26 protein-coding genes are annotated in these 24,976 nt (G+C 71.9%); 8 read left to right on the top strand and 18 right to left on the bottom strand.

Annotation, left to right across the window (positions count from 1 at the left end; all coding sequences use genetic code 11):
• Together ABZ624_RS18475 and ABZ624_RS18470 are read right to left on the bottom strand one after the other, a co-directional pair.
• Positions 1-1,176: maltotransferase domain-containing protein (locus tag ABZ624_RS18475; RefSeq protein WP_360089373.1), on the bottom strand; the 1,176-nt coding region annotated here is incomplete at its 3' end.
• A gap of 109 nt (positions 1,177-1,285) precedes the next feature.
• On the bottom strand, positions 1,286-1,585 hold the full coding sequence (locus tag ABZ624_RS18470; protein WP_228622012.1) for a DUF5133 domain-containing protein: 300 nt from the start codon (positions 1,583-1,585) through the stop codon (positions 1,286-1,288).
• A gap of 328 nt (positions 1,586-1,913) precedes the next feature.
• On the opposite strand from ABZ624_RS18470, the gene ABZ624_RS18465 reads away from it, so the two are divergent.
• Both ABZ624_RS18465 and glgX read left to right on the top strand, forming a co-directional pair.
• Entirely contained in the window at positions 1,914-2,426 is a 513-nt protein-coding gene (locus ABZ624_RS18465; protein WP_360089370.1) for a pep a2, read from the top strand.
• Positions 2,423-4,567, top strand: a complete 2,145-nt coding sequence (gene glgX / locus ABZ624_RS18460) for a glycogen debranching protein GlgX (RefSeq protein WP_360089367.1) — start codon at positions 2,423-2,425, stop codon at positions 4,565-4,567. Before ABZ624_RS18465 ends, glgX begins: the two co-directional genes overlap by 4 nt.
• Before the next feature lie 9 nt (positions 4,568-4,576).
• Here the strand turns inward: glgX and ABZ624_RS18455 are convergent, their stop codons facing one another.
• A complete protein-coding gene (locus ABZ624_RS18455; RefSeq protein WP_360089364.1) occupies positions 4,577-5,386 on the bottom strand; it encodes a VOC family protein in 810 nt (269 codons plus the stop codon).
• 128 nt (positions 5,387-5,514) lie between these two features.
• On the opposite strand from ABZ624_RS18455, the gene ABZ624_RS18450 reads away from it, so the two are divergent.
• On the top strand, positions 5,515-5,829 hold the full coding sequence (locus tag ABZ624_RS18450) for an ANTAR domain-containing protein (protein WP_360089415.1): 315 nt from the start codon (positions 5,515-5,517) through the stop codon (positions 5,827-5,829).
• Between the two features lie 50 nt (positions 5,830-5,879).
• On the opposite strand, the gene ABZ624_RS18445 is transcribed toward ABZ624_RS18450, so the two are convergent.
• The gene (locus ABZ624_RS18445; RefSeq protein WP_360089361.1) at positions 5,880-6,671 is read right to left on the bottom strand and encodes an RNA polymerase sigma factor SigF; all 792 of its coding nucleotides are present in this window, start codon (positions 6,669-6,671) and stop codon (positions 5,880-5,882) included.
• A gap of 463 nt (positions 6,672-7,134) precedes the next feature.
• Between ABZ624_RS18445 and ABZ624_RS18440 the strand changes: the two genes are divergently transcribed.
• Complete coding sequence (locus ABZ624_RS18440; protein ID WP_360089358.1) at positions 7,135-7,659, top strand: hypothetical protein; 525 nt, start codon at positions 7,135-7,137, stop codon at positions 7,657-7,659.
• 27 nt (positions 7,660-7,686) lie between these two features.
• Here ABZ624_RS18440 and hemC read toward each other — a convergent pair whose 3' ends face one another.
• From hemC to ABZ624_RS18425, 3 genes are all read right to left on the bottom strand, one after another.
• Complete coding sequence (gene hemC / locus ABZ624_RS18435) at positions 7,687-8,628, bottom strand: hydroxymethylbilane synthase (protein WP_360089355.1); 942 nt, start codon at positions 8,626-8,628, stop codon at positions 7,687-7,689.
• A gap of 41 nt (positions 8,629-8,669) precedes the next feature.
• Positions 8,670-9,626 carry an ATP-dependent DNA ligase gene (locus ABZ624_RS18430; protein ID WP_360089412.1) on the bottom strand — a complete coding sequence of 319 codons (957 nt, stop codon included), beginning with the start codon at positions 9,624-9,626 and terminating at the stop codon, positions 8,670-8,672.
• Between the two features lie 268 nt (positions 9,627-9,894).
• Entirely contained in the window at positions 9,895-10,698 is an 804-nt protein-coding gene (locus ABZ624_RS18425; RefSeq protein ID WP_360089409.1) for an EamA family transporter, read from the bottom strand.
• 161 nt (positions 10,699-10,859) lie between these two features.
• On the opposite strand from ABZ624_RS18425, the gene ABZ624_RS18420 reads away from it, so the two are divergent.
• On the top strand, positions 10,860-11,717 hold the full coding sequence (locus ABZ624_RS18420; protein ID WP_360089352.1) for a LysR family transcriptional regulator: 858 nt from the start codon (positions 10,860-10,862) through the stop codon (positions 11,715-11,717).
• A gap of 362 nt (positions 11,718-12,079) precedes the next feature.
• On the opposite strand, the gene ABZ624_RS18415 is transcribed toward ABZ624_RS18420, so the two are convergent.
• From ABZ624_RS18415 to ABZ624_RS18400, 4 genes are all read right to left on the bottom strand, one after another.
• Positions 12,080-12,871 carry an XRE family transcriptional regulator gene (locus tag ABZ624_RS18415; RefSeq protein ID WP_360089349.1) on the bottom strand — a complete coding sequence of 264 codons (792 nt, stop codon included), beginning with the start codon at positions 12,869-12,871 and terminating at the stop codon, positions 12,080-12,082.
• A gap of 186 nt (positions 12,872-13,057) precedes the next feature.
• Positions 13,058-13,645 (bottom strand): SH3 domain-containing protein, encoded by a 588-nt coding sequence (locus ABZ624_RS18410; protein WP_360089347.1) that lies wholly within the window; start codon positions 13,643-13,645, stop codon positions 13,058-13,060.
• Between the two features lie 255 nt (positions 13,646-13,900).
• The gene (locus ABZ624_RS18405; protein WP_360089344.1) at positions 13,901-15,199 is read right to left on the bottom strand and encodes an MFS transporter; all 1,299 of its coding nucleotides are present in this window, start codon (positions 15,197-15,199) and stop codon (positions 13,901-13,903) included.
• Entirely contained in the window at positions 15,196-15,735 is a 540-nt protein-coding gene (locus tag ABZ624_RS18400) for a winged helix-turn-helix domain-containing protein (RefSeq protein WP_360089341.1), read from the bottom strand. The genes ABZ624_RS18405 and ABZ624_RS18400 overlap by 4 nt, the downstream gene beginning before the upstream one ends.
• Positions 15,736-15,934: 199 nt before the next feature.
• On the opposite strand from ABZ624_RS18400, the gene ABZ624_RS18395 reads away from it, so the two are divergent.
• Together ABZ624_RS18395 and ABZ624_RS18390 are read left to right on the top strand one after the other, a co-directional pair.
• On the top strand, positions 15,935-16,315 hold the full coding sequence (locus ABZ624_RS18395; protein ID WP_360089338.1) for a DoxX family protein: 381 nt from the start codon (positions 15,935-15,937) through the stop codon (positions 16,313-16,315).
• Positions 16,312-16,779 (top strand): peroxiredoxin, encoded by a 468-nt coding sequence (locus ABZ624_RS18390; RefSeq protein ID WP_360089335.1) that lies wholly within the window; start codon positions 16,312-16,314, stop codon positions 16,777-16,779. Before ABZ624_RS18395 ends, ABZ624_RS18390 begins: the two co-directional genes overlap by 4 nt.
• 339 nt (positions 16,780-17,118) lie before the next feature.
• Here ABZ624_RS18390 and ABZ624_RS18385 read toward each other — a convergent pair whose 3' ends face one another.
• From ABZ624_RS18385 to ABZ624_RS18375, 3 genes are all read right to left on the bottom strand, one after another.
• The gene (locus tag ABZ624_RS18385) at positions 17,119-17,826 is read right to left on the bottom strand and encodes a DUF4097 family beta strand repeat-containing protein (RefSeq protein WP_360089332.1); all 708 of its coding nucleotides are present in this window, start codon (positions 17,824-17,826) and stop codon (positions 17,119-17,121) included.
• A 147-nt stretch (positions 17,827-17,973) separates the two neighbouring features.
• On the bottom strand, positions 17,974-18,582 hold the full coding sequence (locus ABZ624_RS18380; protein ID WP_360089329.1) for a DNA polymerase ligase N-terminal domain-containing protein: 609 nt from the start codon (positions 18,580-18,582) through the stop codon (positions 17,974-17,976).
• A 244-nt stretch (positions 18,583-18,826) separates the two neighbouring features.
• Entirely contained in the window at positions 18,827-19,282 is a 456-nt protein-coding gene (locus ABZ624_RS18375) for a nuclear transport factor 2 family protein (protein ID WP_360089326.1), read from the bottom strand.
• A 112-nt stretch (positions 19,283-19,394) separates the two neighbouring features.
• Between ABZ624_RS18375 and ABZ624_RS18370 the strand changes: the two genes are divergently transcribed.
• The gene (locus ABZ624_RS18370) at positions 19,395-19,976 is read left to right on the top strand and encodes a TetR/AcrR family transcriptional regulator (protein ID WP_360089323.1); all 582 of its coding nucleotides are present in this window, start codon (positions 19,395-19,397) and stop codon (positions 19,974-19,976) included.
• A 27-nt stretch (positions 19,977-20,003) separates the two neighbouring features.
• Here ABZ624_RS18370 and ABZ624_RS18365 read toward each other — a convergent pair whose 3' ends face one another.
• The 4 genes from ABZ624_RS18365 to ABZ624_RS18350 all read right to left on the bottom strand — a co-directional run bounded on the left by ABZ624_RS18365 (position 20,004) and on the right by ABZ624_RS18350 (position 24,839).
• Positions 20,004-21,059 carry an LLM class flavin-dependent oxidoreductase gene (locus ABZ624_RS18365; RefSeq protein ID WP_360089320.1) on the bottom strand — a complete coding sequence of 352 codons (1,056 nt, stop codon included), beginning with the start codon at positions 21,057-21,059 and terminating at the stop codon, positions 20,004-20,006.
• Positions 21,060-21,131: 72 nt separating this feature from the next.
• Entirely contained in the window at positions 21,132-22,634 is a 1,503-nt protein-coding gene (locus ABZ624_RS18360) for a metallophosphoesterase (protein ID WP_360089317.1), read from the bottom strand.
• A 96-nt stretch (positions 22,635-22,730) separates the two neighbouring features.
• Positions 22,731-23,471, bottom strand: coding sequence for an SDR family oxidoreductase (locus tag ABZ624_RS18355; RefSeq protein WP_360089314.1), 741 nt, complete (start codon positions 23,469-23,471; stop codon positions 22,731-22,733).
• A 168-nt stretch (positions 23,472-23,639) separates the two neighbouring features.
• Positions 23,640-24,839, bottom strand: coding sequence for a glycoside hydrolase family 64 protein (locus tag ABZ624_RS18350; RefSeq protein ID WP_360089311.1), 1,200 nt, complete (start codon positions 24,837-24,839; stop codon positions 23,640-23,642).
• Positions 24,840-24,976: the final 137 nt, after the last annotated feature.

The raw sequence follows: 24,976 nt of genomic DNA, 5'->3' as shown, positions 1-24,976 counted from the left end.
GAACACCACCGGCTTGGTGTGCGGGTTGTCCACACGGAAGATCCGCACCCCGTGGCTCATCCAGTGCCGCAGCACCCGTACCGTCTCGGCGACCAGGCCGTCCATGTCCGCGTCGAAGGCAACCGGATAGATGTCCTGGTACTTCTTCGGCGGATTCTCCGCGTGGGCGATGCTCCCGTCGGGGCGGTGATGGAACCACTCGGGGTGCTTCTGCACCCACGGATGGTCCGGGGAACACTGCAACGCGAAGTCGAGCGCCACCTCCAGCCCCAGTTCGCGGGCTGTCGCGACGAAGTGGTCGAAGTCATCGAGGGTGCCGAGGGCGGGGTGGACGGCGTCGTGGCCGCCCTCGGGCGAGCCGATCGCCCACGGCACACCCACATCGTCCGGCCCGGCGGTGAGGGTGTTGTTGGGCCCCTTGCGGAACGTCGTGCCGATGGGATGGACGGGCGGCAGGTAGACGACGTCGAAGCCCATGTCCGCGATCGGCTTCAGCCGGCGCGCCGCCGTACGGAACGTACCGTGCGGCTGCTCGGCGGTGCCCTCCGAGCGCGGGAAGAACTCGTACCAGGAGCCGTACAGGGCGCGTTCGCGCTCCACCAGCAGCGGCAGCGACTCCGAGGCGGTGACCAGCTCCCGCAGCGGCCAGCGGGCCAGCAGCGCGTCCACCTCCGGGGACAGAGCCGCCTTCAGGCGTTCGTGCACGGACAGGGAGTCGTCGCCGAGGGCCTGGGCGGCGGCGAGGACAACGTTTCTCTCCGGGCCCTTCGGCACTCCGGCGGCCGCCCGCTCGTACAGCTCGGCGCCCTCCTCCAGCACCAGCCCGATGTCGATCCCGGCCGGTACCTTCACCGAGGCGGTGTGCCGCCAGGTTGCCAGCGGATGACTCCAGGCCTCCACCCGGAAGGTCCAGCGGCCCGTCGTGTCCGGGGTGATCTCCGCGCCCCAGAGGTCACTGCCGGGGGACAGTTCGTGCATCGGCGTCCACGGGCCACGGCGGCCCTTCGGATCGCGCAGGACCACATTGGCGCCCACGGCATCGTGCCCTTCGCGGAACACGGTGGCCGTCACCTGGAACGTTTCCCCGGCCACCGCTTTCGCCGGGCGCCTGCCGCACTCCACGGCCGGCCGGACGTCGCGTACCGGTACACGGCCGATGGCCGGGGTCCTGCGCATGTAATCTCACCTCCGCCGTGCGCGAAGCCGGGCACCCGGCCCGGCTTCGCGATCCGAGACGGGACCGACCGACGTCGGTCCCGTGGGGAACGCCTTGTACGGTGCCAGGTCAGGGGCTTGGCGCCGTGGAACGCCGCTCCGGTGGCGGCGCTCTTCTGGCCGATCGGCGTGGCCGCGGCCGTCCGTCCTGCTCGCGCAGGTAGGTGACCAGGTTCGTGCGCAGATAGCGCTCGGCGGCGTCCGCGGCCTCGCGGGCGCAGCGCTTGCCCATCAGGACGCACAGTGTGTAGCCCGAGTCCTCGAAGGTGGCCCGGACCGTGCGGTCGTGGGGCGAGGCGAGCATCACGCGCTCCCACGCCCGGTAACGCCGCAACGCCCGGGCCACTTCGGCCTTGGCGGGTAGCAGCATTGCCCTCTTCACCCTCCACGCTCTCGACTGGGCGCGTTCCCGACGGTCGGGTGGTGTCCGCACGCGGGAAGGGCACGGCACCGTTACGGCGATCGAGGCTTTCACTTATGGTGCACGCACGACGACGCAGCGTCTTGTTGGACCTTCAACCACGCGCGGTGTCGGGTGCTCATGTTGCACGAATGGCGTAGTGCCCTCACCGTAGAGGTGACTCAGAAGCTATCAGCGCTCACGCTGTGTGTCCGGGTTGCGTCCCGGACGTGACATCCGGGATCCCTCCCGGACGGGCGAGGGGAGCGAGAGCTTCGCCGGTGAGGAGCAAGCGACGATGAAGACCGCAGTGCCCTGCTACTACCACCTCGACGTGGAAGTCAGCCCGGAACGGGTGGGACAGGTCAGCCGCATCCTGGCCGCCCACCTCCGCTACTGGGACCTGGAGAACCTCACGGTCCCCGTCTGCAGCGGCGCCGAACTGCTGCTGCGGGCGATCGACCAGCACGCCACCGACAAGCACACGTCGGTCGAGATGTGGTGGAACGGCCAGCACCTCATCACCGCCTTCGGTGACGACGACCCGGATCTGCGCCCCGACCAGGACCTGCGGGCCTGTCTCGCCGACATCGCCGCCATGAGCGACGGCTGGGGCTGCTGCGCCTCCGCAAACGGCACCAAGATCATCTGGTTCTCGCAGCGCGCCCGGGCCGGCCAGCGTGTCCGGCTGGTGCCGACCGCCCCCGCGCCCACGCTGCGGACGGGTCTCCAAGTGCCGCGTGCGGAGCCCGTCGTGGTGCTGGCCGCGCCGGCGCCCGCCCGTGTCGCCGCCCTGGAGGGCAGCCGGTGACCGCCCGCAGGAGAAGGAAAGGGCTGCCCGTGTGGAGCGGGCAGCCCTACCCGTTGGGTGCCGCGTTCGACGGACAGGGCACCAACTTCGCCCTGTTCAGCGAGGTGGCCGAGCGGGTCGAGCTGATCCTCGTGGACGACGCGGGCAGGGAGACGCCCGTCCGGCTGCACGAGGTCGACGGCTTCGTCTGGCACGCCTATCTGCCCGGCATCGCGCCCGGCCGGCGCTACGGCTACCGGGTGCACGGCCCCTGGCAGCCCTCGCTCGGCCACCGGTGCAATCCGAAGAAGCTGCTGCTGGACCCGTACGCCCGGGCCGTCGACGGCCAGATCGACAACCACGCCTCGCTGTACGAGCGCGCCCCGGACGGCCCGGCCCCGGCCGACAGCGCCGGGCACTCCATGCTGGGCGTGGTCACCGATCCGTACTTCGACTGGGGAGACGACCGCCCGCCCCGGACACCGTACTCGGACTCGGTGATCTACGAAGCCCACGTACGCGGTCTGACCCGCACCCACCCCGACGTCCCCGAGCGGCTGCGCGGCACCTACGCCGGCCTCGCGCACCCCGCCGTGATCGAGCACCTGACCGCGCTCGGCGTGACCGCGGTGGAGCTGATGCCGGTGCACCAGTTCGTGCAGGACGGTGTGCTCCAGGACCGGGGCCTGTCCAACTACTGGGGCTACAACACCATCGGTTTCTTCGCCCCGCACAACGCCTACGCCGCCTTCGGCACCCGCGGCCAGCAGGTCAACGAGTTCAAGGCCATGGTGAAGGCGCTGCACGCGGCCGGCCTCGAAGTCATCCTCGACGTGGTCTACAACCACACCGCCGAGGGCAACGAGATGGGCCCCACGCTGTCCTTCCGGGGCATCGACAACGCCTCCTACTACCGCCTGGTCGACGGCGACTGGGCGCACTACTACGACACCACCGGCACCGGCAACAGCCTGCTGATGCGGCACCCCCACGTGCTGCAGCTGATCATGGACTCGCTGCGGTACTGGGTCACCGAGATGCATGTCGACGGCTTCCGCTTCGACCTCGCGGCCACGCTGGCCCGGCAGTTCCACGAGGTGGACCGGCTCTCGGCGTTCTTCGACCTGATCCAGCAGGACCCGGTGATCAGCCGCGTCAAGCTCATCGCCGAACCCTGGGACGTGGGCGAGGGCGGCTACCAGGTGGGCAACTTCCCGCCGCTGTGGTCGGAGTGGAACGGCAAGTACCGGGACGCCGTACGGGACTTCTGGCGGGGCGAGCCCGGCTCGCTCGGCGAGTTCGCCTCCCGGCTGACCGGCTCCTCGGACCTGTACCAGCACAGCAGGCGCCGGCCGCGCGCGAGCGTCAACTTCGTCACCGCGCACGACGGTTTCACGCTGCGCGACCTCGTGTCGTACAACGACAAGCACAACGAGGCCAACGGAGAGGACAACCGGGACGGCGAGAGCCACAACCGCTCCTGGAACTGCGGTGTGGAGGGTGAGACCCGCGATCCCGCCGTCCTCGATCTGCGCGCCCGCCAGCAGCGCAACCTCCTCGCCACGCTGCTGCTCTCCCAGGGCATCCCGATGCTCTGCCACGGCGACGAACTCGGCCGTACCCAGCAGGGCAACAACAACGCCTACTGCCAGGACAACGACATCTCCTGGGTGGACTGGGAGCTGACGGAAAGTCAGGAGAGCCTCACCGACTTCACCCGGCACCTGATCGCCCTGCGCGCCGCACACCCCGTCCTGCGCCGCCGCCGCTTCTTCCGCGGCGAGACCGTGACCAACGCCGAGCAGCCGCTGCCCGACCTGATGTGGCTCAGGCCCGACGCCCGTGAGATGACCGAGCGGGACTGGCAGCGCGGCGACGCGCACTCGATGGGCGTGTTCCTCAACGGAGACGCCATCGCCGAACGCGATCCCTACGGGCGCCGCATGGTCGACGACTCCTTCCTGCTGCTGATCAACGGCTACTGGGAGCCGGTCGACTTCCGCCTGCCCGACAACTCCTTCGGGGACCGCTGGACGACTCTGATCGATACCGCCGACCCCGACGGCATCCCCGACGAACGCGAACGGAAGGCAGGCACGAGGCTTCGCCTGGAGGCCCGCAGCCTGATTCTCCTGTCGAGACCGTCGCGGGTGGCGAGCTAGCTGCCCCCTTCAGCGCGCCCGGCGGGACGTCACCGTGAACTGGGCCCCGTCGGCATCGCGCAGGATCGCCTCGGTCTCGTCCTCGCTCAGCACACTGCCGCCGTGCTTCTCCGCCGCCCGAGCACACCCCGGCACGTCCGCGACGGCGAAGTGGATCTGCCAGTGCGGCCGTACGGAGGGGTCCGGCGCCGCCTCCACCGCGCCCGAGTCGATCCGCGCCACGACGTCGCCCTGGCTGCGCAGCACCACCTCGCCGCCGTCGTACTCCACCTCGCAGCAGCCCGGCAGCCCCGACGCCCAGTCGAGGATCTCGCCGTAGAAGATCGCGGAGTCGAACGCGTTGCGGGTGTGCAGCCGTACGAAGGTGGGGGCCGCCCGCCGCCACGCCTCCCAGTTGGAGACCAGTTCCCCCTGCCAGATGCCGAACGTGGCCCCGTCCCGGTCGGCGAGCAGCGCGGCCCGGCCCGGCGGGAAGGACAGCGGCCCGACCGCCGTCGTACCGCCGCGCTCACGGGCCCGGGCCACCGCGACGTCGGCGTCCGGCACGGCGAAGTACGGCGTCCAGGCCACCGCCATCTGCCACATGGCGGCGACCGCGGCGATCCCCGCCACCGGCACCCCGTCCGCGAGCGCGATACGGAAGTGCTCGCCGAGCTTGGCGCCGCGCCAGCGCCAGCCGAGGACGGCGGAGTAGAAGTCCTGGGTGGCCCCGAGGTCACGGCTGGTCAGGCTCACCCAGCAAGGGGCACCGAAGACGGAGTGCGTGGAGACGACATCGCGCCTTCGCGGTCCACTACTGACGGGGGCGTCGTGGTTCATGGCAGTCGCGTCCTGCTCTCGGGGCCGGGCGGCCACCGGTCTGGGACCAGTGTCCAACCGGAAGGGGGTGGCGTGCCTGTCGAGTACCCCCGGTGGCATCCGTCCAGGCCACCGAGGACGATGGGGGCATGGGAGCGAGCGAGCCGGAACAGATCGCCGAGCTGCGGGCGCAGGTCGACCAGTTGAAGGAGGCCGTCGTATCCCATGCGGTCGTCGACCAGGCCATCGGGATGACGGTGGCCCTGGGCCGGGTGACCCCGGACGAGGGCTGGGAGATCCTGAAGGAGGTCTCCCAGCACACCAACATCAAGCTGCGCAACATCGCGGAGCTGATCCTCATCTGGGGCCGCCGCGGCGACATCCCGCCCGAGGTCCGCGCCGCGCTGGAGGACGCCCTGGACCGGTACGGGCCCACGCAGGTGCCCGGATCCGCGGAGGAGTGAGTCCCGGCGGGGGTCTCGGGGGCCCATGTTTCCGGGGGCCCGGCGCCGGCTCAGCGGGCCTCGGCGAGCAGCTCGTCGCGCATCCGGTCGAAGCAGGAGCTGAGCAGCCGCGAGACGTGCATCTGCGAGATGCCGAGCTGCTCGGCGATCCGGCTCTGTGTCATGCCGCGGAAGAACCGCAGGTAGAGGATGGTGCGCTCGCGTTCCGGCAGTGCCTCCAGACACGGCTTGACGGCGGCCCGGTCGATCACGAGGTCGTATCCGGGGTCGGGGGCGCCGAGTGAGTCCCCGAGGGCGTAGCCGTCGGTGCCGGCCACCTCGGCGTCCAGGGACAGCGCGGAGAAGCACTCCAGCGCCTCCATACCGGTGCGCACCTCGTCCTCGCTGAGCCGCGTGTAGGCGGCGATCTCCGCCACGGAGGGCGGGCGGCCGGAGGTGCTCTGCGAGAGTTCCTTCGTGGCGGTGCGGACCCGGTTGCGCAGGTCCTGTACCCGGCGCGGCACGTGCAGGGTCCACATGTGATCGCGGAAGTGCCGCTTGATCTCGCCGGTGATGGTGGGCACCGCGTACGCCTCGAAGGCGCGACCGCGCTCCGGGTCGTAGTGGTCGACGGCCTTCACCAGGCCGAGGGCGGCCACCTGGTACAGATCCTCAAGAGACTCCCCACGGCCGCGGAACCGCACGGCGATCCGCTCGGCCATGGGCAGCCACAGACGGACCAGCTCGTCACGCAGCGCCCGCCGCTCGGGGCCGTCGGGCAGCTGCGCGAGCCGCTCGAAGGACTCCGCCGTGTCGGGGGCGTCATCGTGAGGGTGGGGGGTCGTGGTGCCGGTGACACGCATCGTGCGCACCTCTCTCAGGTGCTGGATGGACAGACACCGTGGGAGGTGCGCTCGGACCTGGAGGGACACCGGGGCGTCCGGCGATGCCGGCTCCCACGGACGTGCCTCCTGTCCGAAGCACTGACGTTCGTTTTCCCGCTCAGGGACATCATCAAACAAACCGGTGCAAACCGGATACTGCTGGGCTGCTTGCAGCGGGGCAGAGAGGCGCCCGGCGCGCCCGCGGGGGTCGTCGGCTCCGTGAAGGCACCCGGCGCGCCGACGGTCGGGTGATCTTGCCGCGGACGTGATGTGCGGCACGCGCGCGTATCCCCTCCGGGGGTGCCGCGAACGGATTCTTCCTGGGCAGCGCTTGATCGCCGAGGAAAGCGGGCGAACCCCCTGGCCACAGCGCATTCTGCTCATTTGACAGTGCACTCGGCGCACAGATAGACAGCAGCTCTCGAAGGTCGAGAGGGGCACTGTGTACGAGCCGAACGTGGTCGGGGACTGGCACGAGTACGACGAGCATGCCGGTCTGCGGGTCCGCGTCCACCGCCTGGAGGCGGCCGAGCCGCCCCGCGGACGCGACGACGCCGCTGCCGGGCTGACGTACTTCAGCGTCCGGGTGACGGTCGAGAACCGCGGCGCACGGCCCCTGGGCATCCACCTGGAGGACGGCCAGCTCGACGTCCGGGTCGGCGCCGACGGCGAGGGCGCCTTCATCGACTGGCGCAACTCCCAGTTCATCGAGGGTTTCGACGTCTACCCGCTGCGCCGCGCCACCGCCGTGCTCTACGCCGCCGCCCCCGAGGCCAACCTCGTCCACGTGGACGTACAGGTGCAGCTTCGGGTGGACGACGACTGGGCCGACCGCCGGCTGTGGACCGGCGGCATCGGCGTCCTGGAGGCGACCCCGGCGACCGCCCCCACGGCCGCCGGACAGGGCAGCCTGGCCCACCAGGTCAGCGCCTTCCTGCGGGACCAGACGGAGCCCGGCACCGCCTGACACGGGCGGCAAAGCCCCGCCGTACGGTCAGTGCGGGATGCCGTCGATGATCTCCCGGGCGCCCTGCCGCAGCAGCGCCACCGCGACCGACGTGCCGAGCGTGGCCGGATCGAGCCGGCCCGCCCACTCGTGGGCGTTCAGCCTGGTCTTGCCGTCCGGGGTGAACACACAGGCCCGCAGGGACAGTTCCCCGCTGCGGTCCACGCGCGCGTAGCCGGCGATGGGGCTGTTGCAGTGGCCCTGCAGCACATGCAGGAACATCCGCTCGGCCGTCGCCTCCCGGTGGGTGTCCGGATCGCCGAGCCCGCTGACGGCGTCGATGAGACCGGCGTCGTCCTCCCGGCACTGCAGGGCGAGGATGCCCGCGCCGATCGGCGGCATCATCGCCTCCGGCGACAGCACCTCGCTGATCACGTCCGTCCGGCCGATCCGCTCCAGCCCGGACACCGCCAGCAGCAGCGCGTCCGCGTCCCCGGCGGCCAGTTTCTCCAGCCGGCGGTTGGCGTTGCCGCGGAACGGCACGCACTGAAGATGCGGGTGGGTGGCGGCCAGCTGGGCCACCCGGCGTACCGAGGAGGTGCCGATCCGGGTGCCGGCGGGCAGCTCGTCCAGGGTGAGCCCGCCCGGGTGCACCAGGGCGTCCCGGATGTCGTCCCGCTCCAGGAACGCGGCGAACACCGTCCCGGCGGGCAGCGGCCGGTCGGCGGGCACGTCCTTGACGCAGTGCACCGCGAGATCGGCCTCGCCGGCCAGCAGCGCAGCGTCCACCTCCTTGGTGAACGCTCCCTTGCCCTCGACCTGGGACAGATCGCCGAGCCACTTGTCGCCGGTGGTCTTCACCGGCACCACCTCGGTGCGCACGCCTGGGTGCAGGACGGCCAACTCGGTCCGGACCCGCTCCACTTGGGCCAGGGCCATGGGGGAGTCGCGGGAGACGATACGGATCAGTTCGGGAACCGGCATGCGCACACGATAGACCCCCGCGCCCGAGCCCGACTCGACGCCCGGGCTCAGCCGAAGCCCTCGGGCAGGTCCGCCGCCGACTCCTCCGGCGGCAGATCGGGGCGCAGCCGCAGCCAGGAGGGCTGGCGCAGCAGTCCGGCGCGGGTACGGGTGCTGTAGTTGACCTCGCCCACCAGCCGCGGCAGCACCCAGCGGGCGTCCGGGATCCGCGGGACCGGATCGAAGGGGCACCGGCTGCTCGCGGCATCGTCCAGCAGCCGGGCCAGTTCCGTCCGCTCCGCCTCGCTCCAGCCCGTACCCACCCCGCCGACGTACCGCAGCCGGCCGCCCGCGTCGCGCTGCCCGACCAGCACCGCGCCGGGCAGTCCGGCGAGCCGCCCCTTGCCGGGCAGCCAGCCGCCGACGATCACGTCCTCGGCGCGCATGTTCCGGATCTTGATCCAGGCGCGGGAGCGCACCCCGGGCTCGTACACCGAGTCCAGCCGCTTGCACACCAGGCCCTCCAGGCCGTGCTCCCTGGTCGCCGCGAGCGCCTCGGCGCCATGCCCGGTCACCGCGCCCGGCGTCGACCAGTACGGGCCGGCCAGCCCGAGTTCCGCCAGCCGCGCGCGCCGCCGTGCATACGGCAGCCGCACCAGGGGTTCCTCCAGGTACGGCACGTCGAACAGCACCAGGTGCACCGGCACCTGGGCGGCCCGGCGGGCCGCCCGCGCGGGGGCGTGCGCCAGGCCCATCCGGCTCTGCAGCAGCTGGAAGTCGGCCCGTCCCCGGTCGTCCAGGGCCAGCACCTCGCCGTCCAGCACGGCGGGCGTCGGGCCCAGCGCGCCGCCCAGCGGGCGCAGTTCGGGATAGGCCGCGGTGATGTCCTCGCCGGAGCGGGCGCGCAGCAGCACGCTGCCGTCGCCGGGCAGATAGACCATCACCCGCTGGCCGTCCTGCTTGGTCTCGTAGGCCCACCGCTGGTCCTGAGCCGCGGGCGGCAGGGTGCCGGGGGTGGCGAGCATCGGCGCGATGAGCGGCAGGGGTACGGCGGTCACGGCTGAAGGTCTCGACCGCTCCCGGCGGCGTCACGCGCCTTCGGCCGCCGGTTCCCCTGAACGGGCCCCGGGCGGCCGACGGCATCAGGCCTGACGCAGAGGGGCCGGCACGGCCAGCACCCGGCGGTGTCCGCTGTCGCTGGGAGGCAGGCCCAGCTTCGGGAAGGGCATGACGCTTACTTGCGTCAAGCACGTGATTCTGCCTTCGCCGGCTCCGCCCCCGTCGGCCGAACGGTCAGGCTCGCGTCGTCGCGATGCTCACCGCGTTGGCCAGCACCACCGCCCCGATGCCCGCCCACTCCGGGCCGCCCAGGCTCTGGCCCAGCACCACCCGGCCGACCATGGCGGCCAGGACCGGGTTGACGCTCATGAACAGACCGAACGTCCGCGTGGGAACGTGGCGCAGTGTCAGGAGGTCGACCAGGTACGGCACGGCGGAGGAGAGGACGCCGGCCGTCACCGCGCACAGCACCGCACCGGCCGTCGGCGGATGACGCAGCGCGACGACGATGCCGGCGGGCAGGAAGGCCAGCGCCGAGACCGTCGAGGCCGCCGCCGCGCCCTGGATCCCGGGTATGCGCTGCCCGACGAGGCGGTTGAGCAGGATGTACGACGCCCAGCAGCACGCGGCCACCAGGCCGAGGGCCATGCCGGTGTAGTCGGCGGAGGGGCGCGGGCGCATCAACACCACGACTCCGGCCGCGGCGAGCATCGCGCAGCCCGCGTCCAGCCGGCGCCGCGACGCGGCCAGCGCGATGGCGAGCGGCCCGAGGAACTCCAGGGTCACCGCGAGGCCCAGGCCGATCCGGTCGACGGCGCTGTACAGACTGAGGTTCATCATGCCGAACACCCCGGCCAGCAGCAGGACCGGCCACCACTGCCGCCAGGTGAAGCTCCGCAGCCGGGGCCGGCCCACGCCGAGCAGCGCGAGCGCGGCGACGTACTGACGTACCGCCACCACACCGAGGGGGCCGAGGACGGGGAAGGCGAGCGCGCCGACCGCGGCGCCGGTCTGGGTGGACAGTCCGCTGCCGGTCATGGCGGCCACACCGGCGAGCCGCCGGGCCTTCGGCAGGGGAGGGGTCGTGGCCAGGGTCACGGGAGGGGCCGGGCGTTCGAGAGCGCGTCGCATGGCCGGATGGTGCGCCGCCCACACCCTTGCGCAAAATGCATGGACCTCTCGATCTATACGCTGAGCGTATGGATGAGATCGAGCTGCGGCAGCTGCGCTGCCTGGTGGCCATCGTGGACGAGGGCACCTTCACGGACGCCGCGATCGCCCTGGGCGTCTCCCAGGCCGCCGTCTCCCGCACCCTCGCCTCCCTCGAACGCGCCCTGGGGGCACGGCTGTTGCGGCGCACCTCGCGGGAGGTGACCCCGACCGCCACCGGGCTGCGGGTGGTGGCTCAGGCCCGGCGGGTGCTGGCGGACGTCGCCGGTCTGGTCCAGGAGGCCGCCTCGGGGCACACCCGGCTGCGGATCGGCTACGCCTGGTCGGCGGTCGGCCGCCACACCGTCGCCTTCCAGCGGCGCTGGACCGCCGCACAGCCCGGCGTCGATCTGCATCTCGTCCGCGTCAACACGGCGTCCGCCGGCCTCGGCGAGGGTGCCTGCGACCTCGCGGTGGTACGCCGGCCGCTGTCGGACCGTCGGTTCGACACGGCCATCGTGGGCCTGGAGCGGCGGCTGTGCGCCATGGCGGCCGACGATCCGCTGGCCCGGCGCCGGTCCGTACGGCTGGCCGACCTCACCGGGAGGATCCTCCTCGTCGACCGGCGTACCGGCACCACCACCCCTGAGCTGTGGCCGCCGGACGCCCGTCCCGCCGTCGAGGAGACGCACGACGTCGACGACTGGCTGACCGTCATCGCCGCCGGACGCGGCATCGGTGTCACCGCCGAGTCGACCGCGAACCAGTACCCGCGGCCCGGAGTCGTCTACCGGCCGGTCCGCGACGCGGAACCCGTCGCCGTACGGCTCGCCTGGTGGCGCGACGACCCGCACCCCGCCCTGCAGGCGGTCCTCGAACTGCTCAGTGAGCTGTACCGGACCGCCTGAGGGCCCCGCTCTCGCCACACGCTACGGGGCCGAGCTTCCAGCCGTGGCCGTGCCGAAGGCCCCGGCCGACCGCTGGGGCGCCCGGCTGGGCCTCTTCCGTGGCGGCGCGTGGCCGCAGACCCTGCTGTACTGGCTGGCCTCCTTCGGCGGCCTCCTCCTCGTCCACGGCGTCGCCGCCTGGCTGCCCGCCCTCCTGCGCGGCGAGGGCTACAACCTCGGCTCAGCCCTGGGCTCGTGGTGCTGTTCAACCTCGGCGGCATCGTCGGCATGCTCATCGTGCCCGTGTCTCCCACAGCTTCGGCGCCCCGCGCATGTTCGCGATCTGGTTCGCGCTCACCGCGGCCGGTGTCTTCCTCCTCCTTTCAGTCCTGCGCGTCCGCCTCCGGCTCCGCGTCCAGGCCCGTGCACGCCAGCTCCCCGCCCACCTCGGCGCACGCCTCAACGCCCCGCGGTGAGGACACCGAGAGCATGGGGCTGCTGTTCCCGGCCGGGTCGTTCGCCGGGTAGCGGGCCGACAGCACGTCCTGACCTGCCCGCACCGACACCTCGCGGGCCTTGGCCGACCGCAGCCGCACCTGGGACCAGGCGGTGCCGCAGGCCGGTGAGTAGCGCAGCAGGACGGTGTAGGCGGGGCCGGTGACGGTGCTCGTGGTCCGTGCGTCCCGGGCGCACGCCGAGGCGTCGGGCAACGCGCCCTGGCAGGATCGGCCGTGACAGCGCGGCACCGCCGCCAGGTGCTGCGCGGCGGGCGCGCTGTCCGGGCGCCCGGACAGGGTGACGGCGGCGGTCACCGCCGTCGCCGCCCCGAAGAGCGCGAGCGCGGACAGCGGCAGCCAGGGCGCACGCCCCGACGGGATCCCTGCCCACCGCCGCCTGCGTGCGGGGTGTTCGGGTGCGGCCGGGGGCGGGGGGACGTCCGCGGCCTCCCAGAGGGCCAGCACGGGGTCGGGATCGGTGCCGGCGAGGCGGCAGAGCGCCTCCACGGCGGATCTGGGCGGCGGCGCGCCGCCGGACAGATAGCGGTGCCACGCGGACTTGCTGTACGGAGTGCGCGCGGCCAGCGCCGCCAGGCTCAGCCCCGTACGGTCCTTCAGCTCGCGCAGTCCCGCCACCAGTGGCTCGTCCGGCGTGGTCGCTGCTTGGGGGTGCCGCATCGTGCGTCCTCGACTCCCGTTCCGCTATGGGCGTTTTGGCCCCTGTTGCCGGAATGACTTCCCGGGAGTGCGTCGACCGCAACACCCCATGAGGTAGGAGGAAGGTCAAGGGCGGACGCGCCGAAGGCCCGTTCGGATGTCGTCGAACGGGCCTTCGGTGACTTGTGGTGCAGCGGTGATGCGTCGTCAGCACCAGGGGAGGGCGCGGTCGGCGCGGACGTAGCGCGCCGAGACGTAGCCCCGGTGGTGTGAGAGCCGGTACCAGGTGCGGTTCCCGTGCACCGAGGAGCCGCGCGTCCTGCAGGCGAGCGCCAGGCGCCGGCCCGTGTGCCGGTGGCCGATCACCCGGTAGCCGGTGCCCGGTCCGGAGCGCACGTTGAGCCGGGCGTGCCGGGTGGTGACGCGGCCGGTGGCGGGCTGCAGGTGGCGGTAGGGCACCGACTGCGCCACGAGACGGTACTGCAGGCGGTACTGCAGGCGGTACGGCGCCATGTACGGCGCGAAGCGGTAGGTCGTCGTCAGCGGGACGGAGTGGAACGCCGCTCCCCGGGGCGTGGGGCGGTGGACGCGGCGCGGCTGGTGCTTGTGGAGGTGGACGCGGTGGTGGGTGCGGAGCGTGACGTGCCCGCGGTGGTGGGTGTCGTACCGGGTGGCGGCGCTGGGCACCGGGTGCTGGGTGGTGGCGCTCGCCGCGGTGGCCCCGGCCGCCGTGGGCAGGAACGCGAGCACCGCTACCGTGGCCAGCAGCCCGCTCTTGAGGGTCCGTCGGATCATGGAAACCTCCGGCTGTCGTTCTCGTGACCACGAGGAGTGATCACGACAGCCAGCGTTTCCGTGACGGACCGTGGCCATGCCGTCCCGCCGTCCCCGGGGACGGCGGGACGTCCCCCGGGACGGGCGCTCACGCCGCAGGCCGGAGCCGCCGACGGGGGCGGAGCGTACGTGGCTTACGCGCATCACGTACCTCAGCACGCCAGGACCTGCGCCCCTTCCGGGACCCGCACGCCGCCGAGGACGTCGCGGCAGGCGTCACAACAAGCCGGGTGCACCCTCCTGGGCGGGATCCTTGGATGCCGGGTGATCCGGACCGCCGGCCGGGGCGGCGGCGGCACGCAGCGCCGCTTCGACCCGGCGGTTGCCGGTCATGGTCGCCGTGACGGCGGTCATGGTGAGGAGGAGGACGGCGGCGGCGTAGAGCGGGGTGCGGATGTCGTAGGTGGTGGCCAGCCAGCCGCCGAGGAAGGCCCCGATGGGGGCGGCGCACATGGCGAGCATGCGGGAGGTGGAGGCGACCCGGCCCATGAGGTGGGCCGGGACGATCGCCTGCCGGAGGGAGGGCCCGAGCACCATCGTGGCGCCCATGCCGGCCCCGCAGACGGCGAGCGCGAGGCCGGCGACGTACGGGTTCGGGGCAGCGGCAAGGCCCAGGATGGCAAGCCCTTCGACGGCGGCCGTGCAGGTCAGTGCGGTGCCGGTGCCGAGTCGTCGGCCGAGGTAGGAGGCGATGCCTGCACCGAGCAGGCCGCCGGTGGCCTCCGCCGTGAGGAGCAGGCCGAAGCCGTAGGTGTCGATGCCGAGGCGGTCGTGCGCGAAGAGGGCGAGGACGGTCTCCACAGCGAGGAAGGCGACGTTCCCGACCGCCGGACGGAGCGCGAGCCCGAGCAGCAACCGGTCCCGGAAGACGTACGAGGCCCCGGCCCGCGCCTGCCGAAGCAGCGACTCACGGACCTCCGGCACGGGCCGGGGCATGGCGGGCAGCGTACGTACGAGCAGTGCGGAGAGCATGAACGACACCGCGTCGGCGAGCAGCGGAAACGCCCGGCCGAGCGCGAGCAGCGCACTGCCCGCAGGCGGTCCTGCGAAGCCGGACATGGCGGTCTGGGCGCCGCGCAAGCGGGAGTTGGCGCGCTCCAGGAGTGCGGGGTCGCGGCCGAGCAGATCCGGCAGATAGGCCGTGGCGGCCGTGTCGAAGAAGAGTCCGCCGAGGCCGAGCAGGAAGGCGACGGCCGCGAGCAGCGCAATGCTCAGCACGTCGAGCGCGGCCGCTGCCGCCGGTATCGCGAGCAGCACCGCACGCGCCGCGTCCATGACCCACATCGTGCGCCGGCGGTCCCAGCGGTCCACCAGCGCACCGCCGAGCACCCCGAAGAGCAGCCACGGCAGCGTCCCGGCGGCCGTGACGACGGCGAGCGCCATCGGATCCCGCGTCAACGTCAACGCGAGCAGCGGCAGCGCGGCATGCGACACCCCGTCACCGAGCGAGGACACCGTCTGCGCAGTCCACAGCCGTCCGAACCCGGTCGGCAACTTCCGGACGCCTGAGGTCACTTGGCGCCCCCCTCGGCCTGCTCGCGCGGTGCCGGGTGGAACAGCGCGAAGACGAGTGACGCGTCCGGCAGCGACGGATCGGACAGCTCCCGGTACTCGTCCGCCAGAGCCTGCAACCGCGCCCCCAGCTGCGCGAACTGCTCCTCGGTGAGCCGCAGATGCGCCATCCGTACGTGCCGCTCGCCATCCACCGGCGACGCCTCCAGGTCCGCCACCGCATGCCGCATCAGCACATCCGGCCCTCCCTCGCCCGGATCCGGCAGCACGATCGCCCGCGCGGCCATCGCGTAGTACCGCTCGGTGACACCCCGCACCTTCCGCGTCCGTACCACCTTCACCAGGCCGGCCCGCTCCAGCAGCCGTACGTGATAGCTGGAACTCCCCTTCGCAAGGCCCACCCGCTCGGCGATCTGCGTGATCGTCGCGGGCTCGAAGCGGAGCACGGCCATGATCCGGTGGCGCGTGAGATTGGAGACGGCGCGCAGCTGCTCGTCAGTGGTGACGTGAAACGTCTCGGGAAGATCATCGGTAGGCATGCGAGCGATGGTCAACGATTCTTGACCATTGAGCAAGGGGATTTCGCGCGGACTTCCAGAATCTGCATCGACGAGGACTCCGGCCAGGAGGCGGGCGGCACCGTCACCCCCGCCTGACGGCCGGGCTTGTGGGCGGCACCCGGCCACCCTGCGCCTACCGTCCAGTAAGATCCGGCGGCAGGCCACCACAGGAGGAACCGTGACCCGGTCCGAACGCTCGCCCCTGCTGCTCGCCGGCCTGCTGGCCGCGGCCGGGGTCGCCCACTTCGCCACCCCGCGCCCCTTCGACGCCACCGTTCCGCGACGGCTGCCCGGCTCGCCCAGGGCATGGACGTACGGCAGCGGAGTCGTGGAGCTGGCGCTCGCCGCCGGGATCGCCGCACCCCGGACGCGAGCCGTCGCCGCGCAGGCGGCCGCGGCCTTCTTCGTCGGGGTGTTCCCGGCGAACGTCCAGATGGCCGCGGACTGGCGGCACCGGCCCGCGCCGCTGCGGACGGCCGCCCTCGCGCGGCTGCCCCTGCAGGTGCCGCTGTTGCTGTGGGCGCGAGGAGTCGCCCGGAACGAGAAGGGACGGTCATGACGGAACGCATCGAGGTCGGGGACAAGGCCGAGGACTTCGCCCTGCCCGACGAGACGGGCACCACCCGCCGGCTCACCGAGCTGCTGGCCGACGGCCCGGTCGTACTCTTCTTCTACCCGGCCGCGCTCACCCCCGGCTGCACCGCCGAGGCCTGCCACTTCCGCGACCTCGCCGCCGAATTCGCCGCCGTCGGCGCCCGGCCCGTCGGTATCAGCGGCGACGGCGTCGACAAGCAGCAGGAGTTCGCCGGCCGGCACGGACTCGGCATGCCCCTGCTCTCCGACGCCGACGGCACGGTCCGTGAGCGGTTCGGCGTCCGGCGCGGCTTCTCCCTCGCGCCCACCAAGCGCGTCACCTTCGTGATCGCCCAGGACCGCACGGTGCTGGAGGTCGTGCGCAGCGAACTGCGCATGAACAGCCACGCCGACCGGGCCCTCGCCGCCCTGCGCGCTCACAAGGGCTGATCCGCCCCCGTGCCGCTCCGGATGCGCGGGACCGGGCCCGCGCCGGATGCACCGGAACGATCAGGACGTCGGGGGCCGGCCGGCGGCCGGGCTGCTCGCCGAGGACTTCCCGGCGCACTGCTCGTCGCCCGGACCGGCACCGTCGCCCTGCGGCACCGCGACGGTCACCGCGCGGAGCTGACCCTCACCGTGTCCCCGGTCCTCGGTCCCGACGGCGTTCGAGGCGACGGAACGGGAACTTCCCGAGTGCTCCGTCGTCGCGCTCCACACCGACGGCCTCGTCGAGAACCGCGACCGGGACCCCGGCGGTGCCACCGACGAACTGCGCCGGGCCCACGCCTACGGGGCTGCCGACTTCACCGTCAAGTCACCGTTCGTCGTCGACAGATCCAAGTGGTACGTGCCTGACGGATCGTTCTTGAAGGCCACCTTCTCGTCGCCGTGGGAGTCGTTCGCCGAGATCCGGTACTTGGCGGGCGGCGCCGTGACCGTGAGGCCACCGCTGGTGGTACGGGCCTTGATGTTCTGCGGGGTGGCCGTCTGGATCGTCACCTCGCTGTTCGACGTCTGCGTGTCGATGTCGCCGCCCTTGACGTCCTCGACGTCGACGTCACCGTTGGACGTGCGCAGCTTCACAGCCCCCGTCGCGTGGTTCACCGCTATCCCACCGTTGCTCGTGTGCACGTCGACCGTGCCGACATCGGTCAGTGTCAGGCCGCCGTTGGAGGTGCCTCCCGTCACCGGAAGACCGGCAGGCACGCTGACGAGGTAGTCGACGCCGCAGCCACTGCCGCAGCCGGACAGCGTCAGGACGCCGTTCTCGACGCGGAAGGACGTGCCACTCGGCTTGTCGCCGCGGTAGTTGACCTTGCGGTGCACGGAGATGACGGAGGCGTCGGCCGAAGCGTCCACCTTCACCCCTCCGTTCCTGTTGTCGAGGCGGACCGAGGTGACTTTCTGGGACACCTTGGCGTCGTCCTCGAAGGTCTTCTGGCTGACGGCCGAGCACGCGGAGAGCCCGCCGGCGGTGAGAGCAGCCGAAGCCACTGCTGCAAGGACGCGCGTCTGTGGGCGGCGCATGGAGGTTCCCCCGTGTGGTGCGAGTTGAATCGGTGATCAGTCACCGCGATCCTACGCAGCCACAACCCGGCTTCCACTGGGGAAACCCCCCCCAATGCCCACCGGCAGCGCGGCTCACTCCTGCCCGTCGGCCGCGACCTGCGCGAGCGTGCGGCCGGTGCGCACCGAGCGGGCCCGGCGGGGATCCGGTGTGCCGTGTCCGTCCGGGCGTGCCGGCCCCTTGCGCACCAGCAGCCAGGCCTCCTCCTCGCCCTCGCCGCTGCGGAACCGGGTCAGCGCGTACTCGCCGTGCAGCTTGGTCCCGTGCAGCCGGAAGGTGGCGTGGCCGTGTTCCAGGGACTCCGCGAACTCCACAGGGCGCCCGCGGCGGTCGTGGCTGAGCGGCTCGTAGGTGCCGCGGTCCCACACGATCACCGTGCCGCCGCCGTACTCGCCCTTCGGGATCACGCCCTCGAAGTCCTCGTACTCCAGGGGATGATCCTCGGTCGGCACGGCCAGCCGCTTGTCGGCGGGGTCGGTGGACGGGCCCTTCGGGACGGGCCAGGACTTCAGGACGTCGTCGACCTGGAGACGGAAGTCGAAGTGCATCCGCCGCGCATCATGGATCTGCACCACGAACCGGGGCTCGTCGCTCCCCGCCCGGGGCTTGTGCCCCGCGGGCTCGCGCGTCCGCTCGAAGTCTCGCTTGCCACGGTACGTCCGCAGCCGGTCCTCCGCTGCCACGTGCGGCTCCTTCCGTACGTCCGCCCCACGGACCCCGGGTACCCCGGGCCGGGCCGTTCAGCGTGGCGCCCGCCGTTGCAGTACCCCGGCGATCTTGGGAGTGACAGGGCCGGTCACCGCCGGCCGGGCGGCCTCGCCGGGCATGTCGCCTTCGCCCGCCGGTTCGGCATGGAACACGAGGAGTGGCTGCTTTCGGCGCCGTTCCGGGCCTACGGTGCACGCGCTGGTCGTGAATTCACCTACTTCATGTCCTGTTCTCGGTGTCACTGCCGAGAGCCGTGAGGAGCGTGCCCAGGCCACCGCGGATCCTGGCGGAGGTGAGATGGTCGAAGTAGTCGCGGGAACTCACGATCCGGCCGTCGCGCACCCGTATGACGAAGATGCCGGGAAGGGTGAACTCCTCACCGGTTTCGGCGACAGTGCCCTGATACTCGAACTCCGCGACGATGACCTCGGGGTCGACGGTCTCGTGGATGGTGATGTTCGCCGGCCGACGGATCAGACGCGGGCCTGTGCCCGCGGAAGCGAAGTGCTCGCGCAGCTCCTGACGGGTACGCAGGGCCGGGGCCCGTAAGGGGTGGAAGGGGTGGACCACGTCGGTGTGTTCGGCGTAGAGATCGGGCAGTTCCTCCCAGCGGCCCTCCGCGACGCCGTTCACCAGGGCAAGAAAAACTTCACGCGGGCTGAGGTTCTCGGGCATGGGGCCTCCTCGGCGAAGCCGTCATCGGATCCGCTACGATCCGGAGTGGCGACTCCGAATATATGGAGTCGCCACTCCGGTAGTCAACGTGCGTACAAGGAAGCGATGATCCATGCCGCAGCGGTCCGACGCGCAGGCCAACCGTGAGCGCATCCTCGACATCGCCGAGGACGTCTTCGGCCACGGCGGGAAGTCGGCGTCGACCGAGGAGGTGGCGCGCCTTGCCGGGGTCGGGATCGCCACGGTCTTCCGGAACTTCCCCACCAAGGCCGCCCTGTTGGAGGCCGTGCTCGTCAGGCACTTCAACCGGCTGCAGGCGGAGGCAGAGGCGCGGCTCGGCGAACAGGACCCGGGCGCGGCGTTCTTCGGCTTCTTCCGTCATCTGGTCGCCGGCGCAGCGACGAAAATCGCCCTGGTGGAGGCTTTGCTGGAAGCGGGCGGCTTCGGCGACAGCGAGGCCGCCGAAGCCTCGCATGCCCTGCGTCGAGCGGTGGGAGGGCTCCTCCAGCGCGCTCAACAGGCCGGCGCCGTGCGCAACGATGTGGAACTGCCCGAGGTCTACGCCCTGCTGGTCGGCACATCGCGCGCCGCCGCCCAGGCGCCCCTGGACGACGAGGTACGTTCCCGCATGCTGGCCATCGTGTTCGCGGGGCTGGCGGCCACGGGCCGGACCAAGGCAGCGGACTTCTCGTGACCGCGCTCCACGGCGCGCCAACGGAGGTCAGGCCGCCGGCCGCCATCCCAGTGCAGGGCCCAGCTTCGTCGCCATGTCTGTCAGGATCTGTACATAGTCCTCGTGCTCGAAGGTGAACGGCAGCGCGAACGCGACCTCGTCCACCTCCCGGAACGCGGCGTGCGCGCGCAGCCGTTCGGCGATCTCGTCGGAGGTGCCGACCAGGTCCGGGGCGAACAGCAGCCGGGCCGGCCCCTGCGGTGAGGCCGTACGCGGCAGCCGCTGCGCCGCGTACGCCTCGTACTTGGCGCGCTGGTCCGGGCTCGCGGAGTCGGTGGGGATCACGACCAGGCCGTGCGAGACCCGGGCCGCCTCGCCGTCGGGGTGGTGGGCGCGGAACTCCCGGACGAGGGACAGCTGGATCTCGGCGAAGTCCCAGGGCCCGTCCGGCTGTTCCGCCTTGACCACGCTGCTGGTCAGGAAGTTCATACCGTGCTCGCCCGCCCAGCGTGCCGAGCCGATGCTGCCGCCGCCGTACCACAGCCGCCGCCCGAGCCCCGGGGAGTGCGGCTGGACCACCTCCGAGCTGAATTCGACATGCGGCTGCCGCCGCGTGGCCCCGAACCCCCCGCCCCCGCCGAAGTCGCCGGCGGGCTTGCCGCGCACCAGGTCCAGCAGCCGCCGCACCCGCGCGTAGCCAAAGTCCTCCGCCTCGGCCGTGTCCGGATACAGGGCGCCCTTGACCTGCTCGAAGTGCATCGGCGGGCCCACGCTGACGCCCGGGTTCAGCCGGCCCCCGGACAGGATGTCCACCGTCGCCAGGTCCTCGGCGAGCCGCAGCGGGTTCTCCCAGCCGAGCGGGGTCACCGCGGTGCCCAGCTCGATCCGGCGGGTCCGCTGGGAGGCGGCGGCGAGGACGGCGACCGGGGAGGAGATGCCGTACTGCAGATGGCGGTGACGCAGCCAGGCGCTGTCGAAGCCGAGCCGCTCGCCCAGCTCGATGATCTCCAGCGTGGACGCGTGGCCCCGGGCCGGATCCGCCGGGTCGAACAGGCCGATCGTGAGGAAACCCAGCTTGCGCAGCGGGCGGGCGGTGGACGGCACGGGCCCCTCCAGCGGTCGTACGTCGCTTCCGGCTGCGGATGATTCTCGCAGGCGAGTGTGACAACCATGTGATCACTTCAGCGGAATGACGATCTCGTCCTCGACCGGCGGATCGACTTCCTGGGCCCGGTTGCCGGTCGCGGCGAAGCAGCGCAGCCGGACCGCTTCCGCGGTGACGTCCAGCCGCAGGAAGCACTTGAAGAACGGCGGGCTGTAGGTGGCCGAGCCGGGCGAGAACAGCTGGGTGTAGACCTTGCGCACGGGCAGCCGGAACCGGGACGTACGGTCCGGGCGGCCACCGGTGCCGAGGAGGCTCGCGACCAGACGGGTGCGCCGGGTGATCCGGGCGTCGGGGTCGGCCTTGCGGCCCGGCTCGATGTCGAGGCGTTCGGCGACGACCGCGGTCGCCTCCGCCTCGGTCAGGGTGAAGAAGCGGCGCAGCCGCAGCCGGCGGCCGTACAGGCGGCTGTAGAAGGCCAGCGAGTCGCCGCGCAGCGGATAGCAGCGGAAGTCCCGCTCGGTGACGCCTCCGACCGACACCCGTGGGATGGTGTGCGTGGCGTGCATGAACGCCCCGCCGCCGCCCGCGACCACGTACTGGACGGTGCGGCCGTCCACGTCGACCGGATAGCGCTGGTAGTTGTGGATGTCGCCGCCGATCGCGGCCACGTAGTGGTGCTCCGGGTCCCGGACGATGTCGTCCACCGTCCCGCCGCCCTCGATCGCGCACGGGTGGTGCTCGCCGTCGACGTACAGCGGCGACCCGGTGACGAGGATCTTCGGCTTCGGCCCCTTCGACACCTCGCGCAGCCAGGCGCCCTGTTCGGCGTCGATCGTGCCGAGCAGACCGGTGTCGATGCCGACGATCCGTACCGGGCCCGCGTCGATCGCCCAGTACGGCCCTGGCTGCACGGCCTGTTGACCCGGAGCCGATCGCAAGGCCCGTGCGGCGGCCAGCCGTTGTTCGTCGGCCGGGCGGGGCCGGTGCCACAGCAGGGTGCGCCACCAGGCGCGGGTGAGCGGGCGGGGCCGGGGCTCGGGATCGAGCGGCGGGGTGTCGGCGCAGAAGACGCGCATGAAGGCGCCGAGGTCCTCGTACCAGTCGTGGTTGCCCGGTATCGCGAAGATGGGTGCCGGATAGTCCTGGTAGGGGCGGAAGAACTTGCTGCCGTAGTCGTCGGCGCTCCCCACCGGATAGATCACGTCGCTCGCGATCACCGCGAAGTCGGTGCCCTGACCTGCCTTCAGAAACCCTGGCACAACGGCGTACTGGGAGTCGTCCCCCTCGCCGGTGTCCCCGATGACCATGAACGAGAACGGGCCGGAGACCTCCCGCCGGATCACCTTGTCGGCGGGCGCCCCGGCCGCCTCCCGGAGCGCCACCCAGCGGCTGCGGGTACGGCCGGTCGGATCACCGAACCAGGACGCCAGCACGCCGTTGCGGGCGGCCCACAGGGTCCGCGGATTCAGCCACGACAGCTTCTCGACGTGGTCCGGCATCAGCTGTTTGTAGGCACCGGGCTCGGCCGAGCCCCAGCCGGCGCCCTGTGCGGTATCGCGCGAGGAGTCAGACACGCTGTGCACCGTAACAACGCGCCGGTCAGCGGCGGTTGGCGGGGCCCGGTCCACCCGGCTGCCAGTCCCCGTCGGCGAGCTGCTGATCAGGTCACATCAGGTCAGGTTCAAGCCGCCGTCGAGCATGATGACCTCGCCGGTGAGGTACGTGCTGGCGATCACCGAAGCCACCAGATCGGCCACGTCGGCGGGTTGTGCCGGGCGGCCCATGGGTGCGCGGTCGCGCCACAGTTCGTGCGCCTGTGTCCAGTCCTTCGTCATGGGCGTGTCCACCAGACCCGGTGCCACGGCGTTGACGCGCACACCGGGTGCGAGCGCGGCCGCGAGCAGCCGGGTGACGTGGTTGAGCGCCGCCTTGCTCGCCGCGTACGGCACCGACGAGCCCTTGGGCCGTACTCCGGCGTGACTGGTGACGTTCACGATGGTGCCGCCCGCAGGGGACTCGCGGAGTGCCGGAAGCGCCGCGGTACACAGGACCCAGGGGGCGATCAGGTTGACCTCCAGCAGCTGCCGCCAGTCCGCCGGTGTCGCTGCGGCCAGGTCGTCGTGCGGGATGGGCCAGCTGATGCCCGCGTTGTTCACCAGCACGTCCAGCCGCCCGTAGCGGCCGAGCGCCGCCTCCACCAGCCCGCGGGCCTCCTCCTCCACGGCCAGGTCCGCCCGCACGTACGCACCGCCGAGTTCCGCGGCCAGCGCCTCTCCGGCCTCCGCGCTGCGCCGGGAGTGCACGACCACCCGCATGCCGTCCGCGGCGAGCCGCCGTGCGACGGCTTCCCCGATCCCCGATGTGGACCCGGTGACCAGGGCGACGGGCCGGTCCTCTGCGTCGATGCTCATGATCGGGATCTTGCCACGGGGGCGGACGGCGACCTGTTCGGGCCCTGTCCCAGTCGGTGACGATCCCCGCGGGCTGCAAGGCGACCCTGCACAAGGCCTCCGGCCCCGGCTGAGCCACCCCTCGCGGCCCCGCACCGGAACCGGTGCGGGGTCGTGGCACGTTTCATGTCAGCCGAGTGGATCCAGCGTCAGATACGCCTGTTGCGGACTGCCGTCGTGGACCAGCGACTCCTGGTTGCCGACGTCGTCGAAGGCGAACGCGTAGGCCTTGCCGTCGGCCATCTGCGCATGGACCGCACGCGCGTACTGGTTCGTCACCGCGTCCTGGTAGAAGCCGGCCGTCGAGGTGTCCGGCTGGTCGGGGTTGACCAGCAGGGTCGAGCGGTTGAAACCGGCGCACAGGGTACGGGAGATGGGGCCCCGCACCTGGTCGTTGGGCGCGTCGAGCAGCTTGTGGCAGCCGAAGACGCTGTCCGCGTCAGGCTTGGCGAAGCTGGTGACGACGGTGCCCGAGGCGTTGGTGAAGTTCATGACGTCGCCCGACACCCGGCCGTAGTACTTGGTGCCCGGCTGGTCGGCGAACGGTGTGACGGTCAGCGTCGACGTCGTGTACTTCTGCCAGACCCGGTTGACGTAGTCGTCCATCACGCTCGCGGGCAGGGCGCCGGTCTCCACGCCGTACAGCGGTGAGAGCGCACGCAGGACCGTGCCGTCGGAGCGGGTCTGGACCAGGCCGGCCCAGCCGCCCGGCCGGCTGCGCAATGCGTTGAAGAAGCCGGTGTAGCCACCGGACCTGAGGTGCCCGGTGGTGCTCACGCTGCCGTCGGAACGCCGCACCCCGACCGCGTACGGCGCCGAGAACATGTCCACCTGAGTGCTGTTCAGCCACAGCCCCGAGTCGTTGAGGGTGTACTCCGACCAGTTGAACAGGATGTTCCGGTTCGGGTCGGAGGGGTTCTGCACGGCCGGCTGCACGAGGCCGCCGGTGGTCAGGCGGAAGTCGAGCTTCTGACCGTAGGAGAAGTAGATCCGCCCGGAGAACCTGGGTATCCGGATCGTCTTGGACTGTCCGGGGGCCGGGCCGTCGATCGCCGCGTCCGGAGCGGGCGTCGGGGGATTGCCGCCCGCCGGCCAGGCGTGGAACGCGCCGTTCGCGTCGGCCCAGCCTTGTTGTCCGGAGGACAGCTGGGTGCCGAGGTCGTAGACATAGACCGGTTCGGAGCGGCCGGAGTTGTTGGTGATCTGCAGCGGGACGGTGTCCGCCGCGGCAGCACCGGCGCGGCCGGGCGCGCCGAGGGCGAGCACCCCGCCGACCAGGGCCGCGGCGGCCGTCAGGGGCAGTGCGGGGCGCGTGCGGATGTGAGGCACTCTCCACCTCCGTGTGGGGTCGGGGTTGTACGGATATTGGTCCGTACCTGTTTGAGAGCGCTCTCAGCCTGGTGCTGGGCCGCGCGCATGTCAATGAGTTGAACGGGAAACGGATGAGACCGGGCGAAGGCGCCGCC

This window comes from Streptomyces sp. NPDC007205, assembly GCF_040634095.1.
Classification (GTDB): Bacteria; Actinomycetota; Actinomycetes; order Streptomycetales; family Streptomycetaceae; genus Streptomyces.
The sequence above is the reverse complement of the archived record's forward strand: the minus strand, read 5'-3'. Positions and strand labels throughout refer to the sequence as shown.

Coding starts and splice junctions, on each gene's coding strand:
- ABZ624_RS18470 (WP_228622012.1), bottom strand. CDS start 1,585: ATGCTGCTACCCGCCAAGGCCGAAGTGGCCCGGGCGTTGCGGCGTTAC.
- ABZ624_RS18465 (WP_360089370.1), top strand. CDS start 1,914: ATGAAGACCGCAGTGCCCTGCTACTACCACCTCGACGTGGAAGTCAGC.
- ABZ624_RS18455 (WP_360089364.1), bottom strand. CDS start 5,386: ATGAACCACGACGCCCCCGTCAGTAGTGGACCGCGAAGGCGCGATGTC.
- ABZ624_RS18450 (WP_360089415.1), top strand. CDS start 5,515: ATGGGAGCGAGCGAGCCGGAACAGATCGCCGAGCTGCGGGCGCAGGTC.
- ABZ624_RS18445 (WP_360089361.1), bottom strand. CDS start 6,671: ATGCGTGTCACCGGCACCACGACCCCCCACCCTCACGATGACGCCCCC.
- ABZ624_RS18430 (WP_360089412.1), bottom strand. CDS start 9,626: ATGCTCGCCACCCCCGGCACCCTGCCGCCCGCGGCTCAGGACCAGCGG.
- ABZ624_RS18425 (WP_360089409.1), bottom strand. CDS start 10,698: ATGACCGGCAGCGGACTGTCCACCCAGACCGGCGCCGCGGTCGGCGCG.
- ABZ624_RS18420 (WP_360089352.1), top strand. CDS start 10,860: ATGGATGAGATCGAGCTGCGGCAGCTGCGCTGCCTGGTGGCCATCGTG.
- ABZ624_RS18415 (WP_360089349.1), bottom strand. CDS start 12,871: ATGCGGCACCCCCAAGCAGCGACCACGCCGGACGAGCCACTGGTGGCG.
- ABZ624_RS18410 (WP_360089347.1), bottom strand. CDS start 13,645: ATGATCCGACGGACCCTCAAGAGCGGGCTGCTGGCCACGGTAGCGGTG.
- ABZ624_RS18400 (WP_360089341.1), bottom strand. CDS start 15,735: ATGCCTACCGATGATCTTCCCGAGACGTTTCACGTCACCACTGACGAG.
- ABZ624_RS18390 (WP_360089335.1), top strand. CDS start 16,312: ATGACGGAACGCATCGAGGTCGGGGACAAGGCCGAGGACTTCGCCCTG.
- ABZ624_RS18375 (WP_360089326.1), bottom strand. CDS start 19,282: ATGCCCGAGAACCTCAGCCCGCGTGAAGTTTTTCTTGCCCTGGTGAAC.
- ABZ624_RS18370 (WP_360089323.1), top strand. CDS start 19,395: ATGCCGCAGCGGTCCGACGCGCAGGCCAACCGTGAGCGCATCCTCGAC.
- ABZ624_RS18355 (WP_360089314.1), bottom strand. CDS start 23,471: ATGAGCATCGACGCAGAGGACCGGCCCGTCGCCCTGGTCACCGGGTCC.